The sequence below is a fragment of the Streptomyces thermodiastaticus genome (genome assembly GCF_014656135.1).
Lineage (GTDB): Bacteria > Actinomycetota > Actinomycetes > Streptomycetales > Streptomycetaceae > Streptomyces > Streptomyces thermodiastaticus.
The window spans coordinates 88,430-103,319 of sequence record NZ_BNBV01000015.1 but is presented as its reverse complement, the minus strand read 5'-3'; the positions used below and the strand labels follow the sequence as shown (position 1 = coordinate 103,319).

Below are 14,890 nucleotides of genomic sequence, written 5' to 3'. Positions count from 1 at the left end.
CGGCCCCCGCTGCCGCCCGGCCCGGCCGCGGGCCGTGTCCCCGCGTGCCGCCGGAGCGGTGAGGGCTCATCTGGGAGGTACGTACATGTCCGGGACGACCGCGGCCGCCGTCCGGCCGCGCCGTCTGCAGAACGGAGCGGGTACGAGCCGCTGGGTGGTCCTGGTGGTGCTGTGCGTCAGCCTGCTGCTGGTCGCGGTGGACGCGACCGTGCTGCACGTGGCGGTGCCCGCCGTGACCGAGGACCTCAGGCCCGGCGCCGTGGAGCTGCTCTGGATCGTCGACACCTACCCGCTGGTCTGCGCCGCGCTGCTGATCCTGTTCGGCACGCTGGGCGACCGGGTGGGGCGCAGACGCGTCCTGCTGCTCGGCTACGGCCTGTTCGGTCTCGCCTCCGCACTGGCGGCCTTCGCGCCGAACGCCGCGACGCTCGTCCTCGCGCGGGCGCTGCTCGGGGCCGGCGGCGCCATGATCATGCCCGCCACGCTGTCGATCCTGCGGCACGTCTTCCCCGACCGGCGCGAGCGGGCGCTGGCGATCGGCGTGTGGAGCGCGGTCGCCGCGGTGGGCGCGGCGATCGGCCCGCTGCTCGGCGGGCTCCTCCTGGAGCACTTCTGGTGGGGGTCGGTCTTCCTCGTCAACATCCCGCTGATGCTGGCCGTGCTGCCGGCGGGCCGGCTGCTGCTGCCCGAGTCCACCGGCGACCAGGACGGGCCCTGGGACGTGGGCGGTGCGGTGCTGGCCGCCCTCGGGCTGTTCGGCGCGGTGCTGGGCGTGAAGCGGCTCGGGGCGGGCGAGGGGGCGTGGAGCGCCCTCACCCTGGGGCCGCTGCTGGCGGGCCTGGCGCTGCTGACGGTGTTCGTGCGGCGGCAGCGCCGGCGGGCGCACCCGCTGGTGGACGTGGCGATGTTCGCGCGGCCGGCGTTCGGCACCGCGGTGGGCTGCATCGTGCTGGCGATGCTGGCGCTGGTCGGCCTGGAGCTGATCGCGGCGCAGTATCTGCAGCTGGTCCTCGGCCTGTCCCCGCTGCGGACCGGGCTGCGGCTGCTGCCGCTGACCATCGCCGCGATGGCGGCCGGGCTGGCCGGGGCGCGGGTGCTGCGCCGGTTCGGGCCGCGCCGCATGGTGTGCGCCGGATTCTGCGTCACGGCGCTGGCGGTGCTGCTGCTGACCGGGATGGGCGGGCACGACGACAAGGCCCTGCTGCTCACCGGGTTCGTGCTGCTCGGGCTCGGGCTGGAGACCACGCTGTTCGGGGCGTACGAGTCGATGCTGAACGAGGCGCCGCCGGCGCAGTCGGGCACCGCGGCCGCGGTCGGCGAGACGTCCTACCAGCTGGGCGCGGGCGTGGGCATCGCCCTGCTGGGCACGGTGATGAACGCCGCGTACGCCCCGGCTCTCGCGCGGGTGCCGGGCGTCCCGGCGGCCGCGTCGGCAGCGGCCTCGCACTCTCTCGGGGAGGCCTACGACGTCGCCGGGCGGCTGGGCGGTCCGGCCGGGCACGCCCTGCGGCGGGCGGCCCGCGACTCCTTCGTGCACGGGCTGCACCTGACGCTGCTGGTGAGCGTCGGCCTGCTGATGCTGGGCGCGGTGATGGCGCTGCGGCTGCCGCGGACGATGCACTGCGAGGGCGCCCCGGTCGGACTGCCCGCCCCGCGGGAGGCCGAACGGGCCCGCGTGTCCGCCTGAGCGGCGGCCCGCGCGCCGGATCACCCTGGACGCGGGCCGCACCACGTCGTAACGTCGGCCCCGGAGCCATTTAACTAGCGCTGCTAGTTTCACTACCCGGAGGTGTCCATGCCGGCGTCGCCGAAGTCGTCGCTGCCCCCGTTCGACCCCACCGACCCCCTCGGGTTGGACGACCTGCTGGAGCCGGAGGACCTGGCCGTGCGCGACACGGTGCGCGGCTGGGCCGCCGACCGGGTGCTGCCGCACATCGCCGAGTGGTACGAGAAGGGCGAGCTGCCCGCCGTCCGCGAACTGGCCCGCGAGCTGGGCGAGCTCGGCGCCCTCGGGATGTCGCTGAGCGGATACGGCTGCGCGGGCGCCTCCGCCGTGCAGTACGGGCTGGCCTGCCTGGAGCTGGAGGCGGCCGACTCCGGGATCCGCTCCCTGGTGTCCGTGCAGGGCTCGCTGGCCATGTACGCCATCCACCGCTACGGCAGCGAGGAGCAGAAGCAGCAGTGGCTGCCGCGGATGGCGGCCGGCGAGGTGATCGGCTGCTTCGGCCTGACCGAGCCCGACCACGGCTCCGACCCCGCCTCGATGCGCACCCACGCCCAGCGGGACGGCGGGGACTGGGTGCTCAACGGCCGCAAGATGTGGATCACCAACGGTTCCGTGGCCGGGGTGGCGGTCGTCTGGGCGCAGACCGAGGACGGCATCCGCGGGTTCCTGGTCCCGGCCGGCACCCCCGGCTTCTCCGCCCCCGAGATCCGGCACAAGTGGTCGCTGCGGGCCTCGGTCACCAGCGAACTCGTCCTCGACGACGTCCGGCTGCCCGCGGACGCGGTCCTGCCGGAGGTCACCGGTCTGCGCGGTCCGCTCAGCTGCCTGTCCCACGCCCGCTACGGCATCGTCTGGGGCGCCATGGGCGCGGCCCGCACCTGCTTCGAGGCCGCGCTCGACTACGCGCGCACGCGCCAGCAGTTCGGCAAGCCCATCGGCGGCTTCCAGCTCACCCAGGGCAAGCTCGCCGACATGGCGGTGGAGCTGCACAAGGGGATCCTGCTCGCCCACCATCTGGGGCGGCGGATGGACGCCGGCCGCCTGCGTCCCGAGCAGGTCAGCTTCGGCAAGCTCAACAACGTACGGGAGGCGATCGAGATCTGCCGCACGGCGCGCACCGTCCTCGGCGCCAACGGCATCTCCCTCGAATACCCCGTGATGCGGCACGCGACCAACCTGGAGTCGGTGCTCACCTACGAGGGCACCGTCGAGATGCACCAGCTCGTGCTGGGCAAGGCGCTCACCGGACTCGACGCGTTCCGGTGAGCGGCGGGGCCTTCGGCGAGGCCCGCAGGGGGGCAGGGCCGGTGCGCGGCCCTGCCTCAGCTCTGGTTGAAGAAGCCGTCCGACCGGTGCGCTCCCGGGTCGCCGGTGACGATCTCCGTGTCGGCGGGGGAGAGCAGGAACACCCGGGTCGAGACCCGGTCGATGGAGCCGCGCAGGCCGAAGACCAGGCCGGCGGCGAAGTCGACCACGCGCTTGGCGTCGGCCGGCTCCATCGCGGTGAGGTTCATGATGACCGGCACGCCGTCGCGGAACAGCTCGCCGATGACGCGGGCGTCCCGGAAGCTGTCCGGGGTGACCGTGCCGATCCGGCGGCCCTTGTCCTCCGCCGTGTCCGACGCCACCTTCACCCGGGGGTCGGTCACCCAGGCGTCCGCGGACTCGGCCTCCTCGGCGTAGTCGTCGTCGTAGTAGCGCTCGTCTTCGTTGTCGTCGACGAGGCCGAGCCACGCACTTGCCTTGCGTACCGATCCCATGGACGCCTCCTCTCACAGCGGTCATGCATGCGTGCCGCAACCCCTATGGTCATCCATGATGCTGACAGTGCGCCAAGCGAACAGACACCGCGCGGGGGGTTTGTGACGGTACTGGTGCACAACACATCGGCTGCAAGTCCGTGTTCCCAAGGGCGTTGTGACGGACTACTGCTGACTGTGAGTGAAATATGATTGTCCCTGGCGCATGGGTGACGGCCGGTGCGTCCGGGTGAACGCCGCCCACCGGGCGGCGGCACCGCCGCCCACCGTCACGGACGCCACGGAGGAACATCGTGTTCGGCATCGTCCGGCCCTGCCGTCACAGGCTCGGCCGACGCCTCACCGCCGAGTGGACGGCCCATCTGTGCGGGCTGTGCCTGGCCCTGCGCAGCGAGCACGGGCAGCTCGCCCGGATCGCGACGAACTACGACGGCCTGCTGATATCCGTCCTGACAGAGGCTCAGGCCCTCCCCGACCGCGCCGGCGGCGGGCGGCTGCGGCGCACCGCCGGACCCTGCCCGCTGCGCGGCATGCGCACCGCCCCCGTCGCCCTCGGCGAGGGCCCCCGGCTCGCCGCCGCCGTCTCCCTGGTGCTCGCCTCCGCCAAGGTGCGCGACCACGTCGCCGACGGTGACGGGGTGCTCTCCCGGCGCCCCGTCGCGCTCGCCGCGCGCAAGGTCGCCGCGAGCTGGAGCCGGAGCGGCGCCCGCACCGGGGCCGGCGTCGGCTTCGACACCGCCGTCCTGGTCGACGCCGTGGACCGGCAGACCGGCATCGAGGCGCTCGCCGGACCCGGCACGCCGCTTCTCACCGTCACCGAACCCACCGAGACCGCCACCGCCGCGGCCTTCGCCCACACCGCGCACCTGGCCGGCCGGCCGGGCAACGCCGCACCGCTCGCCGAGGCCGGGCGCCTGTTCGGGCGGCTCGCGCATCTGCTGGACGCGGTGGAGGACCGCGAGGCCGACGCCGCCCGCGGCGCCTGGAACCCGCTCACCGCGACCGGCACGACGCTCGCCGAGGCCCGCCGGCTCGCCGACGACGCGGTGCACGGCATCGGGCTCGCCCTGAACGACGTGGAGTTCGGCGACGGCCGGCTCGTCCACCGCCTGCTCGCCCACGAACTGCCGCGCTCGGTGGACCGCGCCTTCGGCACCGGGGCGTGCACCCACACGGCACCCGCGCCGCACCGGCCGCAGGGCGCCTTCGGCCCGCCGCTGACCCCGTACACCCCCGGGCCCCAGGTGCCCCACGATCCGCGGGCACCTCACGATCCGCAGGCGCCCCAGGGCCCCGGCCGCCCCTGGGAGGGCGACCCGGCCGAGGGGAAGCCGCCGCGCCCGCGCGGCCTCTTCGCCGGCTGCGCGGCCGCGCTCGGGCTGTGCTGCACCTGCCAGGTGTGCTGTGCCAAGGAATTCGAAGGACCGTGGTCGCGGCGCAAGCGCGAAGGCTGCTGCCACAGCGACTGGTGCGACGCCTGCTGCGAGTGCGGTGACCGCTGCGGTCAGTGCGTCGAGGGCTGCACGAACTGCTGCGACTGCGGCAACTGCTGCTGCAATTGCTGCGACGGCGACTGCTAGTTCCGCTCGGTCGTCCCGTTCTTCAGCTCCGGCGGCGAGATCCGCGACTGCTTGATCGCCGAGGCCGTCGTGCCCCACTTGGCGAGGATCTTGTCGTACGTGCCGTCGCTGATCAGCCGGTTGACCGCGGCCTGGAAGGCCGGGGCCAGCTTGGTGCCCTTCTTGAAGGCGAAGCCCACGTCCAGGCGCTGGTACTCGTTCAGGAACTTCAGCCCCGGCTGGTGGGCGACGGCGTACCGCAGGCCGTTGATGGTGGACATCACCACGTCGCTGCGGCCCTGCTGCAGCGAGGACCACAGGGCGCCGGTCTCGCTGTAGGTCTGCACGCGGTACGCCTTCTTCCCGGCGTCGGTGCACCGGTGCCTGTTCTTCTCCAGGGTGGCCTCGAAGGTGGTCCCGGCGCCGGTGGCCACGGTCAGGCCGCACAGCTGCCTCAGGTCGGTGACCCGGCCGAGCGTGCTGTCCTTGCGGGCGGCGAAGCCCTGGCCGTCGTTGATGTAGGTGACGAAGTCGATGGTCTTGCGCCGCTCGTCGGTCACGCCGAAGTTGCCGACACCGACGTCGTACTTGCCGCTGCCCAGGGCGGGCAGGATCGCCTCGAAACCGGCCTGGCGGACGTGCAGGCGCAGGCCGAGCACCTTGGCCACGGCGTCGGTGAAGTCGACGTCCTGGCCGGCGAGGGTCTTGCCGTCGGACAGATAGGAGGTGCCGGGCGGGGTGCCGCCGACGGAGTAGGCCACGGTCAGGCTGGTCACGCCGGGCGGCAGCAGCCGGGCGGCGGCCGGATCCTTCGGCACGCCGGAGACGACGTCGGCGGTCGGGAGCTGCTCGGCGGCCCCGGCGGCGGCGCCGGCGGAGGCCGTGGCGCCCGCCCCCGAGCCGCACGCGGTGAGCACCAGCGCGGCGCAGCCGGTCAGGGCAGGCAGGAGGACGTGCCGTCGGACGGTGCGGATGGGCGTACGCATGGGGTGCGGTCTCCAGGAAGGGCGAGGACGCGGCGAGGCGTCAGGAGCACAGGTCGGATGACGTGGGTGTGCGCGGGATCGGCGCACCGGTGCCAGGGCCCTGCGACGAGGGGAGGGGACAAGCGTGTGAAGGCGCGGTGGTGCGGCAGGAAGGCCCAGGACGGCGCACGGTGAGAACGCCGGAGGCGCCCGTGGTCACGGGCGCGCAGTGGGATGGCTCAACAGGAGGAGGACCACACTCGACCGAAGTCGATGTGGGAGCGCGTGATCAACCACTGCTGCGGATGCATGGGCCAAGTGGAACAGGCATCCCGTTCCCCGTCAACCGCCTTGAGACATACTGCTCACATCCTGGACGCCCTTGACAGCGGACGTGAGACGCGCCCTACCCTGCAAGGGCGGTCCTGCTGAGGGGCTGGGCCGTGCTCGACCGCCGCGGCGCACCGTCCGCGCGGCTGTCACGTGTGAAGGCACATCCACCCGTGTCCGTCCGGCACATCACGGAGCCTTCACATGTCCATCGGCACCGCTGTCACCGAAGCCCCCGCCCCACCCGAGCCCGAACCGGCCGAGGAGGCCCTGCGCATCCTGCCGCAGCGCCGGCTGGGACAGTGGACCGCCGCCGCCGTGGTCCTCGTCCTGCTCGCGCTCGCCCTGACCTCCGTCGTGCGCAACAAGGCGTTCCAGTGGGACGTCGTCGCCGACTACTTCACCTCCGCCTCGGTGCTGCGCGGGCTGTGGCTCACGCTGTGGCTGACCGCCGTGGTGATGGCCCTCGGCTTCGCGCTCGGCACCCTGCTCGCCGTCTTCCGGCTGTCGGGCAACCCGGTGCTGCGCGCGGTGAGCTGGGGATACGTCTGGCTGTTCCGGTCCATACCGATCCTGGTGCAGCTGCTGCTGTGGTTCAACATCGGGGCGCTGTACCCGCGCATTCTCGGGGTGCGGACCGTCGACCTGTTCGGCCCGGTCACCGTCGCGATCGTCGGCCTCACCCTGCACGAAGCCGCCTACGCCGCCGAGGTGGTGCGCGGCGGCATCCTGTCCGTCGACCGCGGCCAGATCGAGGCCGCCCAGGCGCTCGGCCTGAGCCGGCTGCGGCGCTGGCGGCGGATCGTCCTGCCGCAGGCCATGCGCTCCATCGTGCCGCCCGCCGGCAACATGCTGATCGGCACCCTGAAGGGCACCTCGATCGTCAGCGTCATCGCCGTGCAGGACCTGCTGTACTCGGCGCAGCTGATCTACCACCAGACCTACCAGGTCATCCCGCTGCTGATGGTGGCCACCATCTGGTACACCGTGGTCACCTCCGTGCTCGGCGTCGCCCAGTACTCCGTGGAGAAGCACTACGCGCGCGGTTCGGAGCGCACCCGGTGAGGCCCTCGCTCGTCATCGTCGGCGCCGGGCCGCGCGGAACCGGTCTGATCGAGCGCATCGCCGCCAACGCCCCCGAGCTGTACGCCGGTTGCGGGCTCGACATCCACCTGGTCGACCCGTATCCGCCCGGCTCCGGACGCATCTGGCGGGACGCGCAGTCCCCGCTGCTGTGGATGAACTCGCACGCCGAGGACGTCACCATGTTCACCGACGACACCGTGGACATGGCAGGCCCGGTGCGCGAGGGGCCCACTCTGCACGAGTGGGCGGGCCTGCCCGGCCGCACCTTCACCGACCGCCGGCTCCAGGGCGCCTATCTGCGCTGGGTCTACGACCAGGCGGTGGCCGCGCTGCCCGCCGGCGTCACCGTGCACCACCACCCGCGGCGCGCCCTGCGCGTCAGCGGACCGCGCGACGGCCGCCAGCAGGTGTGGCTCGAAGGCCGCCCGCGCCCGCTCCTGGCCGACCTCGTGGTCCTCACCCTCGGCCACCTCGACGCCGAACCCGACCCCGAGCAGGCGGCACTGGCCGAACACGCCCGCACCCACGGCCTGGTCCACCTGCCGCCGGACTTCACCGCCGACAGCGACCTGTCCGCGCTGAAAGGCGGCGAGAGCGTCCTCGTCCGCGGGTTCGGGCTGGCCTTCGTCGACCTGATGGTGCTGCTCACCGAGGGCCGCGGCGGGCGGTACGACGGCGACACCTACATACCCTCCGGTCACGAGCCGGTGCTGTACGTCGGATCGCGGCGCGGCGTGCCCTACCACTCCAAGATCGGGTACGAGCTCACCGGCGAACGCCCGCCGCTGCCGCGCTTCTTCGGCCCCGCCGAGACCGAGGCGCTGCTCGCCCGCCCCGGCGGCTTCGACTTCCGGCGCGACGTGTGGCCGCTGGTGACGAAGGAACTCGGATTCGCCCACTACCACCGGCTGTTCACCGCCCACCCCGAGCGGACGGCCATGGCCTGGGCACAGTTCGAGCGGCGGTACGCCGACGCCGGTGACGCCGAGCGCGCCGCGCTGGTCGCCGCCGCCGTGCCCGACCCCGCCGACCGGCTCGACCTGGCCGCCCTGGACCGGCCCCTGGACGGGGTGCACGTCGCCTCGCCCGAGGAGTTCCAGCAGCTGCTGCGCGGACACATCGAGGCCGACCTCGCCCGCCGTCACGACCCCGCGCACAGCCCCGACCTGGCCGTCTTCCTCGCGCTGCTGTCCGTCTACGGGCAGCTGGTCCGGCTCGGCGACATCGGCCCCTGGTGGCACGGATTCTTCAGCTTCCTCGCCTCCGGTCCGCCCGGCCCCCGGCTGCGGCAGATGCTCGCCCTGTCCCGGGCCGGCCTGCTCCGTTTCGTCGGCGCGGACATGACGGTCACCGCCGCCGGCGGCGTCTTCCGGGCGTCGAGTCCCACCGTCCCCGGCCACACGGTCGAAGCCCGTGCCCTGGTCGAGGCCCGCCTGCCCGCCCCCACCGTCCGGCGCGCCCGGGACCCGCTGCTGCGCGAGCTGCACCACGAGGGCGCCGCCGAGACGCCCGACGGGCTGCTGCGGGTGGACGCGGCCGACGGCCGCGTCCTGGACCGGGCCGGGCGGCCGCACCCGCGCCGGTTCGCGCTCGGCCCGTTCACCGACGGCCGCACCCCGGGCGCGTTCACCCGGCCGCGCACCGGCGGTGCCGCCTTCCGGCAGAACGACGCCACCGCGCGGGCCGTGCTGGCCTTCCTGCACGCGCTCGCCGCACGCGTGGCGGCGTGACGCCCGGCGCCCGTCCCGGCCCGGTCCGGCCGCACGGCCCCCTGACTTACGTCTCTCCTCACCCGCTGAAGGAATCCCACGATGAGCGTCATGGTCGACATCAGGTCCGTCCACAAGAGCTTCGGCTCGCTTCAGGTCCTCAAGGGCATCGACCTGCAGGTCCGCAGCGGCCAGGTCACCGTGGTCCTGGGCCCGTCCGGGTCCGGCAAGTCCACGCTGCTGCGCACCATCAACCATCTGGAGAAGGTCGACCGGGGCGCCATCCACGTCGACGGCACCCTCGTCGGCTACCGGCGCTCCGGCGACCGGCTGCGCGAACTGCCCGAGCGGGAGGTGCTCAAGCAGCGCACCCGCATCGGTTTCGTCTTCCAGAACTTCCATCTCTTCCCGCACCTGACCGTGCTGGAGAACATCGTCGAGGCACCCGTCTCCGTGCAGAAGCGGCCCCGCGCCGAGGCCGAGGCGGCCGCGCGGCGCCTGCTGGAGCGGGTCGGCCTGGCCGACAAGGCCGACGCCTACCCGCGCCGGCTGTCCGGCGGCCAGCAGCAGCGGGTGGCCATCGCCCGCGCGCTCGCCCTGGAGCCCCGGCTGCTGCTCTTCGACGAGCCCACCTCCGCGCTCGACCCCGAACTGGTCGGCGAGGTCCTCGACGTCATCAAGGACCTGGCCCGGCAGGGCACCACGATGATCGTCGTCACCCATGAGATCGGCTTCGCCCGCGAGGTCGCCGACACCGTGGTGTTCATGGACGACGGACGGATCGTGGAGCAGGGCCCGCCGAGCGAGGTGCTCGACCGGCCGCGGCACGAGCGGACCCGGGCGTTCCTGTCGAAGGTGCTGTGACACGTGCCGTACCGGAACCGACCCCCCGCACCGCGGCCGGCCGTCGCGGACGGCGCACGCCGCAGGCCGCCCGCACCCGCGCACGACGAGGAACAGCCCGCATGAGTGCACGGCACGGCCGCGGGCTGCTGCACCTGGCCGCCGCCGTGGACCGGGCCGTGCCGCCGGACGGCGGCGCCGAGCCCTGCGTCGACGCGGTACGGCTCGCCGAGCGCGGCGGCCTCGACTTCGTCACCCTCGGCGACGACCCCGCACGGCCGGGCCCGGACGCGCTCACCGTCCTCACCCGCGCGGCGGCGGCCACCCGTCGCATCGGCCTGGTCCCCGTCCTCGCCGCACCGCACCCCGGCCCCTGCCGCGTCCCCGCGGCCGTCGCGGCCCTCGACCGGGTCAGCGGGGGCCGGGCCGGTCAGCTCGTCCGGCTCCCCGGCCCGCCCGGCACGGGCCCGGGTGCGGGGGAGAGCGAAGACTGCCAGGACGACCGATGCACCCGAGCCACCCGGCACATCCGAGCCACCCGGGACACCCGAGCCGCCCGGGACGGCCGGCCACCGGAGGCCGACGGTCAGGACCAGGAGGGCGGCGGTGTGCCGTCGGCGACCGGACCGGACGTGCCGCCGTCCCCGCAGGGCGGGCCCGTGCGCATGGTCGACGCCGAGGACCCGGCCCGGTGCCCGGCGGCCCGCCACGCCGACGTGGTGCTCGTCCGCGCCGCCGGCGCGGAACAGGCCGGTGCGGCACGGGACCGGCTGCGCGCCGCCGCGCGACAGGCCGGCCGGGACCCGGACTCCCTGCGGGTGCTGGTCCGTCTGGCGGTCGACCTGCGCGGCATGGAGTACGTGGCCGAACCCGCATGGGGGCTCGGCTCGTTCGAGCACGGCCTCACGCCCGGCCACGGCACACGGCGGCCGCGGCGGGCCGCGCCGGGGCCGCTGTACCGGGGCGGCCCGGTCGACCTGGCCGGACTGATCGCCGCCTGGTACCGCGGCGGCGCCGCCGACGGCTTTCTCCTGGTGCCCCGTGAACCGGTCCGTGACCTGGAACGCCTGGTCAACGGTACGGTGGCGGTCCTTCAGCACCGGGGCCTGTTCCGCACGTTCTACCCGGGCAGTACCCTGCGCGAGCATCTGGGGCTGGCCCGGCCCGCCCTCACCCGGCATCCGGTTCGTCCACCGGGCCACCCATGGAAAGGCTGATCACATGACGGACGCATCCGCCCGCTGGAAGCAGTGGCACGAGGACCGCACCGAGGCGGTGTCGGCACCCTACGGGCCGCTCGCACTGACCGGCACGCACTGGCTCCACGACCATCCCGACGGCCGCCTCGCGGACCTCCCCGGGCAGTGGCGGGCCGACGGGGACGCGGTCGTGCTCCAGGCCGGCGAGGCCGACGGGCTGACCGTCGACGGCCGGCCCGTCGCCGGCCGGGTCCGGCTCGGCGCCGACAGCGGGCCGGTGGCCGGTGCCCGGGTCGCGCTGGGCGAGCGCCGGCTGGTCGTGCTCGCCGCGAAGGGGAGTGGGCCGTACGGGTCTACGACCCGTCCTCCGCGGCCCGCCGGGCGTTCCGCGGCATCTCGGCCACCCCGTACGATGCCCGCTGGTCGGTGCCGGCGCGCTTCACGCCGTACCCGGACAGCCGCACTGTGCGGGTGCCCAACGCCGACGGCCGCACCCGCGGGCTCGCCCTCGCCGGGGAGCTGGCCTTCGCCCTGGAGGGCCGGGAGCACACGCTCCAGGCCGCGGTGCAGCCGGACGGCACGCTGTGGGCGGTGTTCGCCGACGCCACCAGTGGGAAGAGCAGCTTCCGGTTCCGGTTCCTGTACGCCGACGCCCCGGACGCCGAGGGGCGCACCACGGCCGATTTCAACCGGGCCGTGCTGCCGCCGTGCGCGTTCGCCGAGCACTTCCTCTGCCCGTTCCCGCCGCCCGGGAACACCCTGGACCTCGCGATACCGGCGGGGGAGCGCACCCTGCGGTGAGTCCGGTGCCCCGTCGGCGCACCGTCAGAAATGGCCGGATGGCAGCGCTCTGAGCGATCCGGACCGCGCCGCGCGGCCGAAAGGCACTCTTGCGCCGACCGTCCGTTCGGCCGAATACTCCCCCACAGCGCTTGTCAGGGGCACAACTATCCGAATCCGGGAGTCCGCCCCTGGCTGCGCCTCACGGGCCCCGACCCCACACGGGCCCCCGACTTCCTTGGTGGAGGAACGAAGTGAGGATCAAGCGCACCACCCCCCGCAGCGGCATCGCGAGACCGACCCGGCTGGTCGCCCTCGCCTCCGGGCTCGTGGCCGCCGCCGCGTTCGCGGTCCCCAGCGCGAACGCGTCCGAGGTCACCACCTTCAGCACCGCCCAGCTCACCAAGGCGAGCGACTCGGTGCTCAAGGCCGACATCCCGGGCACCGCCTGGGCCGTCGACAGCAAGACCAACCGTGTCGTCGTCACCGTCGACAGCACGGTCTCCCAGGCCGAGATCGACAAGATCAAGCAGGAGGCCGGAGCCAACGCCGGCGCGCTGACCATCAAGCGCACCCCGGGCAAGTTCAGCAAGTTCATCTCCGGCGGTGACGCCATCTACGCGAGCAGCTGGCGCTGCTCGCTCGGCTTCAACGTCCAGGACAGCAGCGGCAACTACTACTTCCTGACCGCCGGTCACTGCACCGACGGCGCGGGCACCTGGTGGTCGAACTCCTCGCACTCGACCACGCTGGGCACCACCGCCGGGTCGTCCTTCCCGGGCAACGACTACGGCATCGTGCGCTACACCAACGGCTCGGTGGACAAGTCCGGCAGCGTGGGCAGCGTGGACATCACCAGCGCGGCCACGCCGTCCGTGGGCACCACCGTCTACCGGCGCGGCTCCACCACCGGCATCCACAGCGGCCGGGTCACCGCCCTCAACGCGACTGTCAACTACGGGAGCGGCGACATCGTCTCCGGTCTCATCCAGACCACGGTCTGCGCCGAGCCCGGTGACTCCGGCGGTCCGCTGTACTCCAACAGCGGTGTCGCCTACGGCCTGACCTCCGGCGGCAGCGGCGACTGCACCTCCGGCGGCACGACCTTCTTCCAGCCGGTCACCGAGGCGCTCAACGCCTACGGGGTCCACGTCTACTGACGTCCCCCGCCCCTGCCGGACCGCCCGGCGGTCCGAGTCCTGAATGTTGTCGGCCGACAGCAGTCACAGCCCCCGTACGCGCACCGGGCGTACGGGGGCTCGTCGTGTCCGCGCCCTTCCGGCGCCCGGTGAGCACCTGTCAGGACACCGATCAATTCCAGACAGGAGTGAACCTCACAGCGCGTCGATGAGTTACTCACTCGTAGCGTTTGCTCTGCGAACACAGGGGCGATGACCTCGGGCGCGCGGAACGCAGGAGGCGTACGTCGGTTGACGTACACACGTCCAGAACTCGACCTTGTGTGCTCCCGTCGCGGCTCGGAATAGTGGGCGCCGGTCCCATTCCTTTCGGCTCCGCGAGGTCCCCACAACCTCCGGTGCCGAACCCCCCACAGGAGGACATCAATTGAACAACCGTCGTACTTCCGTGCGCCGTACGGCCCTGGCGGGCACGGGCATCGCTGTGCTCATCGCCGCGGGCATGAGCTTCCAGACTGCGAACGCCAGTGAGCCCGCGCAGGCTCCCCAGGCCAAGGTCCTGTCCGCGCCGGCGGCCGGAAAGTTCGCCTCGACGCTGCTGAAGGACCTCGACGGCGCCACGGCGGGCACCTACTACGACGCCGAGTCCAAGGCGCTCGTGGTCAACGTGCTCGACGAGGACACCGCCCAGAAGGTGGAGCAGGCCGGCGCGAAGGCCAGAATCGTCCGCCACACCCTCGCCGAGCTCGACACCGCCCGGGCGACGCTGGTGAAGGACGCGACCATCCCGGGCACCTCGTGGGTCACCGACCCCGTCACCAACAAGGTGGTCGTCACCGCCGACAGCACGGTGACCGGGGACAAGTGGGCCAAGCTCTCCAAGGTCGTCGACAGCCTGGGCGACAAGGCCGAGATCAAGCGCTCGCAGGGGACGTTCCAGTCCTTCATCGCCGGCGGTGACGCCATCACCGGCTCGGGCGGCCGCTGCTCGCTCGGCTTCAACGTGGTCAAGGACGGCCAGCCGTACTTCCTCACCGCCGGTCACTGCACCGAGGCCATCAGCACCTGGTCGGACTCCAGCGGCACGGTGATCGGCCGCAACGCGGCGTCCAGCTTCCCGGGCAACGACTACGGCCTGGTCCAGTACACCGCCGACGTCGACCACCCGAGCGCGGTCGATCTCTACAACGGCTCCACCCAGCAGATCACCCAGGCGGGCGACGCGACCGTCGGTGAGCAGGTGGCCCGCAGCGGCTCGACGACCCAGGTGCACACCGGCACCGTCACGGGCCTGAACGCCACCGTGAACTACTCCGAGGGCACGGTCAGCGGTCTGATCCAGACCGACGTCTGCGCCGAGCCCGGCGACAGCGGCGGCGCGCTGTTCGACGGCTCCACCGCTCTCGGCCTGACCTCCGGCGGCAGCGGCGACTGCACCTCCGGCGGCACGACCTTCTTCCAGCCGGTGACCGAGGCGCTGTCGGCGACCGGCACCCAGATCGGCTGAGACTCCGCCGTCCGGCACCCGCGGGAGCCCCGTCCTCGCACAGCGAGGGCGGGGCTTCCCGCATTCTCGCCCGTTCTCCCGCGTTCTCCGCCGTTCTTCCCGCATGCTCCGGCGTTCCCCCGCCGGTCTCCCGGGTGCTCCCGGGTCCTCCCTGTGCTCTCCCGGACTGCGGCAGCGGGGCGCCGGAATGCGTTTGCGCAGGTGGGAGGTGCTCGAACGGATGTCGTACACATGTTCGGGAGGGGAGGTATGGTGGTGTCGTAGGGAGTGAACTGATGTTCGAGAGC

The 14,890-nt window shown here is 73.2% G+C and carries 11 protein-coding genes and 1 pseudogene; 10 read left to right on the top strand and 2 right to left on the bottom strand.

Features of this window, described 5'->3' with window-relative positions:
* Nucleotides 1-85: 85 nt before the first annotated feature.
* Together IE286_RS15605 and IE286_RS15600 are read left to right on the top strand one after the other, a co-directional pair.
* Nucleotides 86-1,687, top strand: coding sequence for an MFS transporter (locus IE286_RS15605; RefSeq protein WP_189797328.1), 1,602 nt, complete (start codon nucleotides 86-88; stop codon nucleotides 1,685-1,687).
* A 108-nt stretch (nucleotides 1,688-1,795) separates the two neighbouring features.
* Nucleotides 1,796-2,992, top strand: coding sequence for an acyl-CoA dehydrogenase family protein (locus tag IE286_RS15600; protein WP_189797327.1), 1,197 nt, complete (start codon nucleotides 1,796-1,798; stop codon nucleotides 2,990-2,992).
* 56 nt (nucleotides 2,993-3,048) lie between these two features.
* Here IE286_RS15600 and IE286_RS15595 read toward each other — a convergent pair whose 3' ends face one another.
* Complete coding sequence (locus IE286_RS15595) at nucleotides 3,049-3,486, bottom strand: cell division protein SepF (protein WP_125498706.1); 438 nt, start codon at nucleotides 3,484-3,486, stop codon at nucleotides 3,049-3,051.
* Between the two features lie 293 nt (nucleotides 3,487-3,779).
* Here IE286_RS15595 and IE286_RS15590 point away from each other — a divergent pair, with 293 nt between their 5' ends.
* Nucleotides 3,780-5,066 (top strand): DUF5685 family protein, encoded by a 1,287-nt coding sequence (locus tag IE286_RS15590; protein WP_189797326.1) that lies wholly within the window; start codon nucleotides 3,780-3,782, stop codon nucleotides 5,064-5,066.
* Here the strand turns inward: IE286_RS15590 and IE286_RS15585 are convergent.
* Nucleotides 5,063-6,031 (bottom strand): ABC transporter substrate-binding protein, encoded by a 969-nt coding sequence (locus tag IE286_RS15585; RefSeq protein WP_189797325.1) that lies wholly within the window; start codon nucleotides 6,029-6,031, stop codon nucleotides 5,063-5,065. The two genes, IE286_RS15590 and IE286_RS15585, sit on opposite strands and share 4 nt — an antisense overlap.
* Nucleotides 6,032-6,544: 513 nt before the next feature.
* Between IE286_RS15585 and IE286_RS15580 the strand changes: the two genes are divergently transcribed.
* The 7 genes and pseudogenes from IE286_RS15580 to IE286_RS15550 all read left to right on the top strand — a co-directional run bounded on the left by IE286_RS15580 (nucleotide 6,545) and on the right by IE286_RS15550 (nucleotide 14,603).
* Complete coding sequence (locus IE286_RS15580; RefSeq protein ID WP_189797324.1) at nucleotides 6,545-7,405, top strand: amino acid ABC transporter permease; 861 nt, start codon at nucleotides 6,545-6,547, stop codon at nucleotides 7,403-7,405.
* Nucleotides 7,402-9,156, top strand: a complete 1,755-nt coding sequence (locus IE286_RS15575) for an FAD/NAD(P)-binding protein (RefSeq protein ID WP_189797323.1) — start codon at nucleotides 7,402-7,404, stop codon at nucleotides 9,154-9,156. The genes IE286_RS15580 and IE286_RS15575 overlap by 4 nt, the downstream gene beginning before the upstream one ends.
* Nucleotides 9,157-9,237: 81 nt before the next feature.
* Nucleotides 9,238-9,999, top strand: coding sequence for an amino acid ABC transporter ATP-binding protein (locus IE286_RS15570; protein ID WP_308115045.1), 762 nt, complete (start codon nucleotides 9,238-9,240; stop codon nucleotides 9,997-9,999).
* Nucleotides 10,000-10,100: 101 nt separating this feature from the next.
* Nucleotides 10,101-11,195: an LLM class flavin-dependent oxidoreductase gene (locus tag IE286_RS15565; protein WP_189797322.1), complete on the top strand. Its 1,095-nt coding sequence runs from the start codon at nucleotides 10,101-10,103 to the stop codon at nucleotides 11,193-11,195.
* Nucleotides 11,196-11,199: 4 nt separating this feature from the next.
* Nucleotides 11,200-11,978, top strand: a pseudogene (locus tag IE286_RS15560) (DUF1684 domain-containing protein).
* 233 nt (nucleotides 11,979-12,211) lie between these two features.
* The gene (locus tag IE286_RS15555) at nucleotides 12,212-13,117 is read left to right on the top strand and encodes a S1 family peptidase (RefSeq protein WP_189797321.1); all 906 of its coding nucleotides are present in this window, start codon (nucleotides 12,212-12,214) and stop codon (nucleotides 13,115-13,117) included.
* A 406-nt stretch (nucleotides 13,118-13,523) separates the two neighbouring features.
* The gene (locus tag IE286_RS15550) at nucleotides 13,524-14,603 is read left to right on the top strand and encodes a S1 family peptidase (RefSeq protein WP_189797320.1); all 1,080 of its coding nucleotides are present in this window, start codon (nucleotides 13,524-13,526) and stop codon (nucleotides 14,601-14,603) included.
* Nucleotides 14,604-14,890 lie beyond the last annotated feature (287 nt).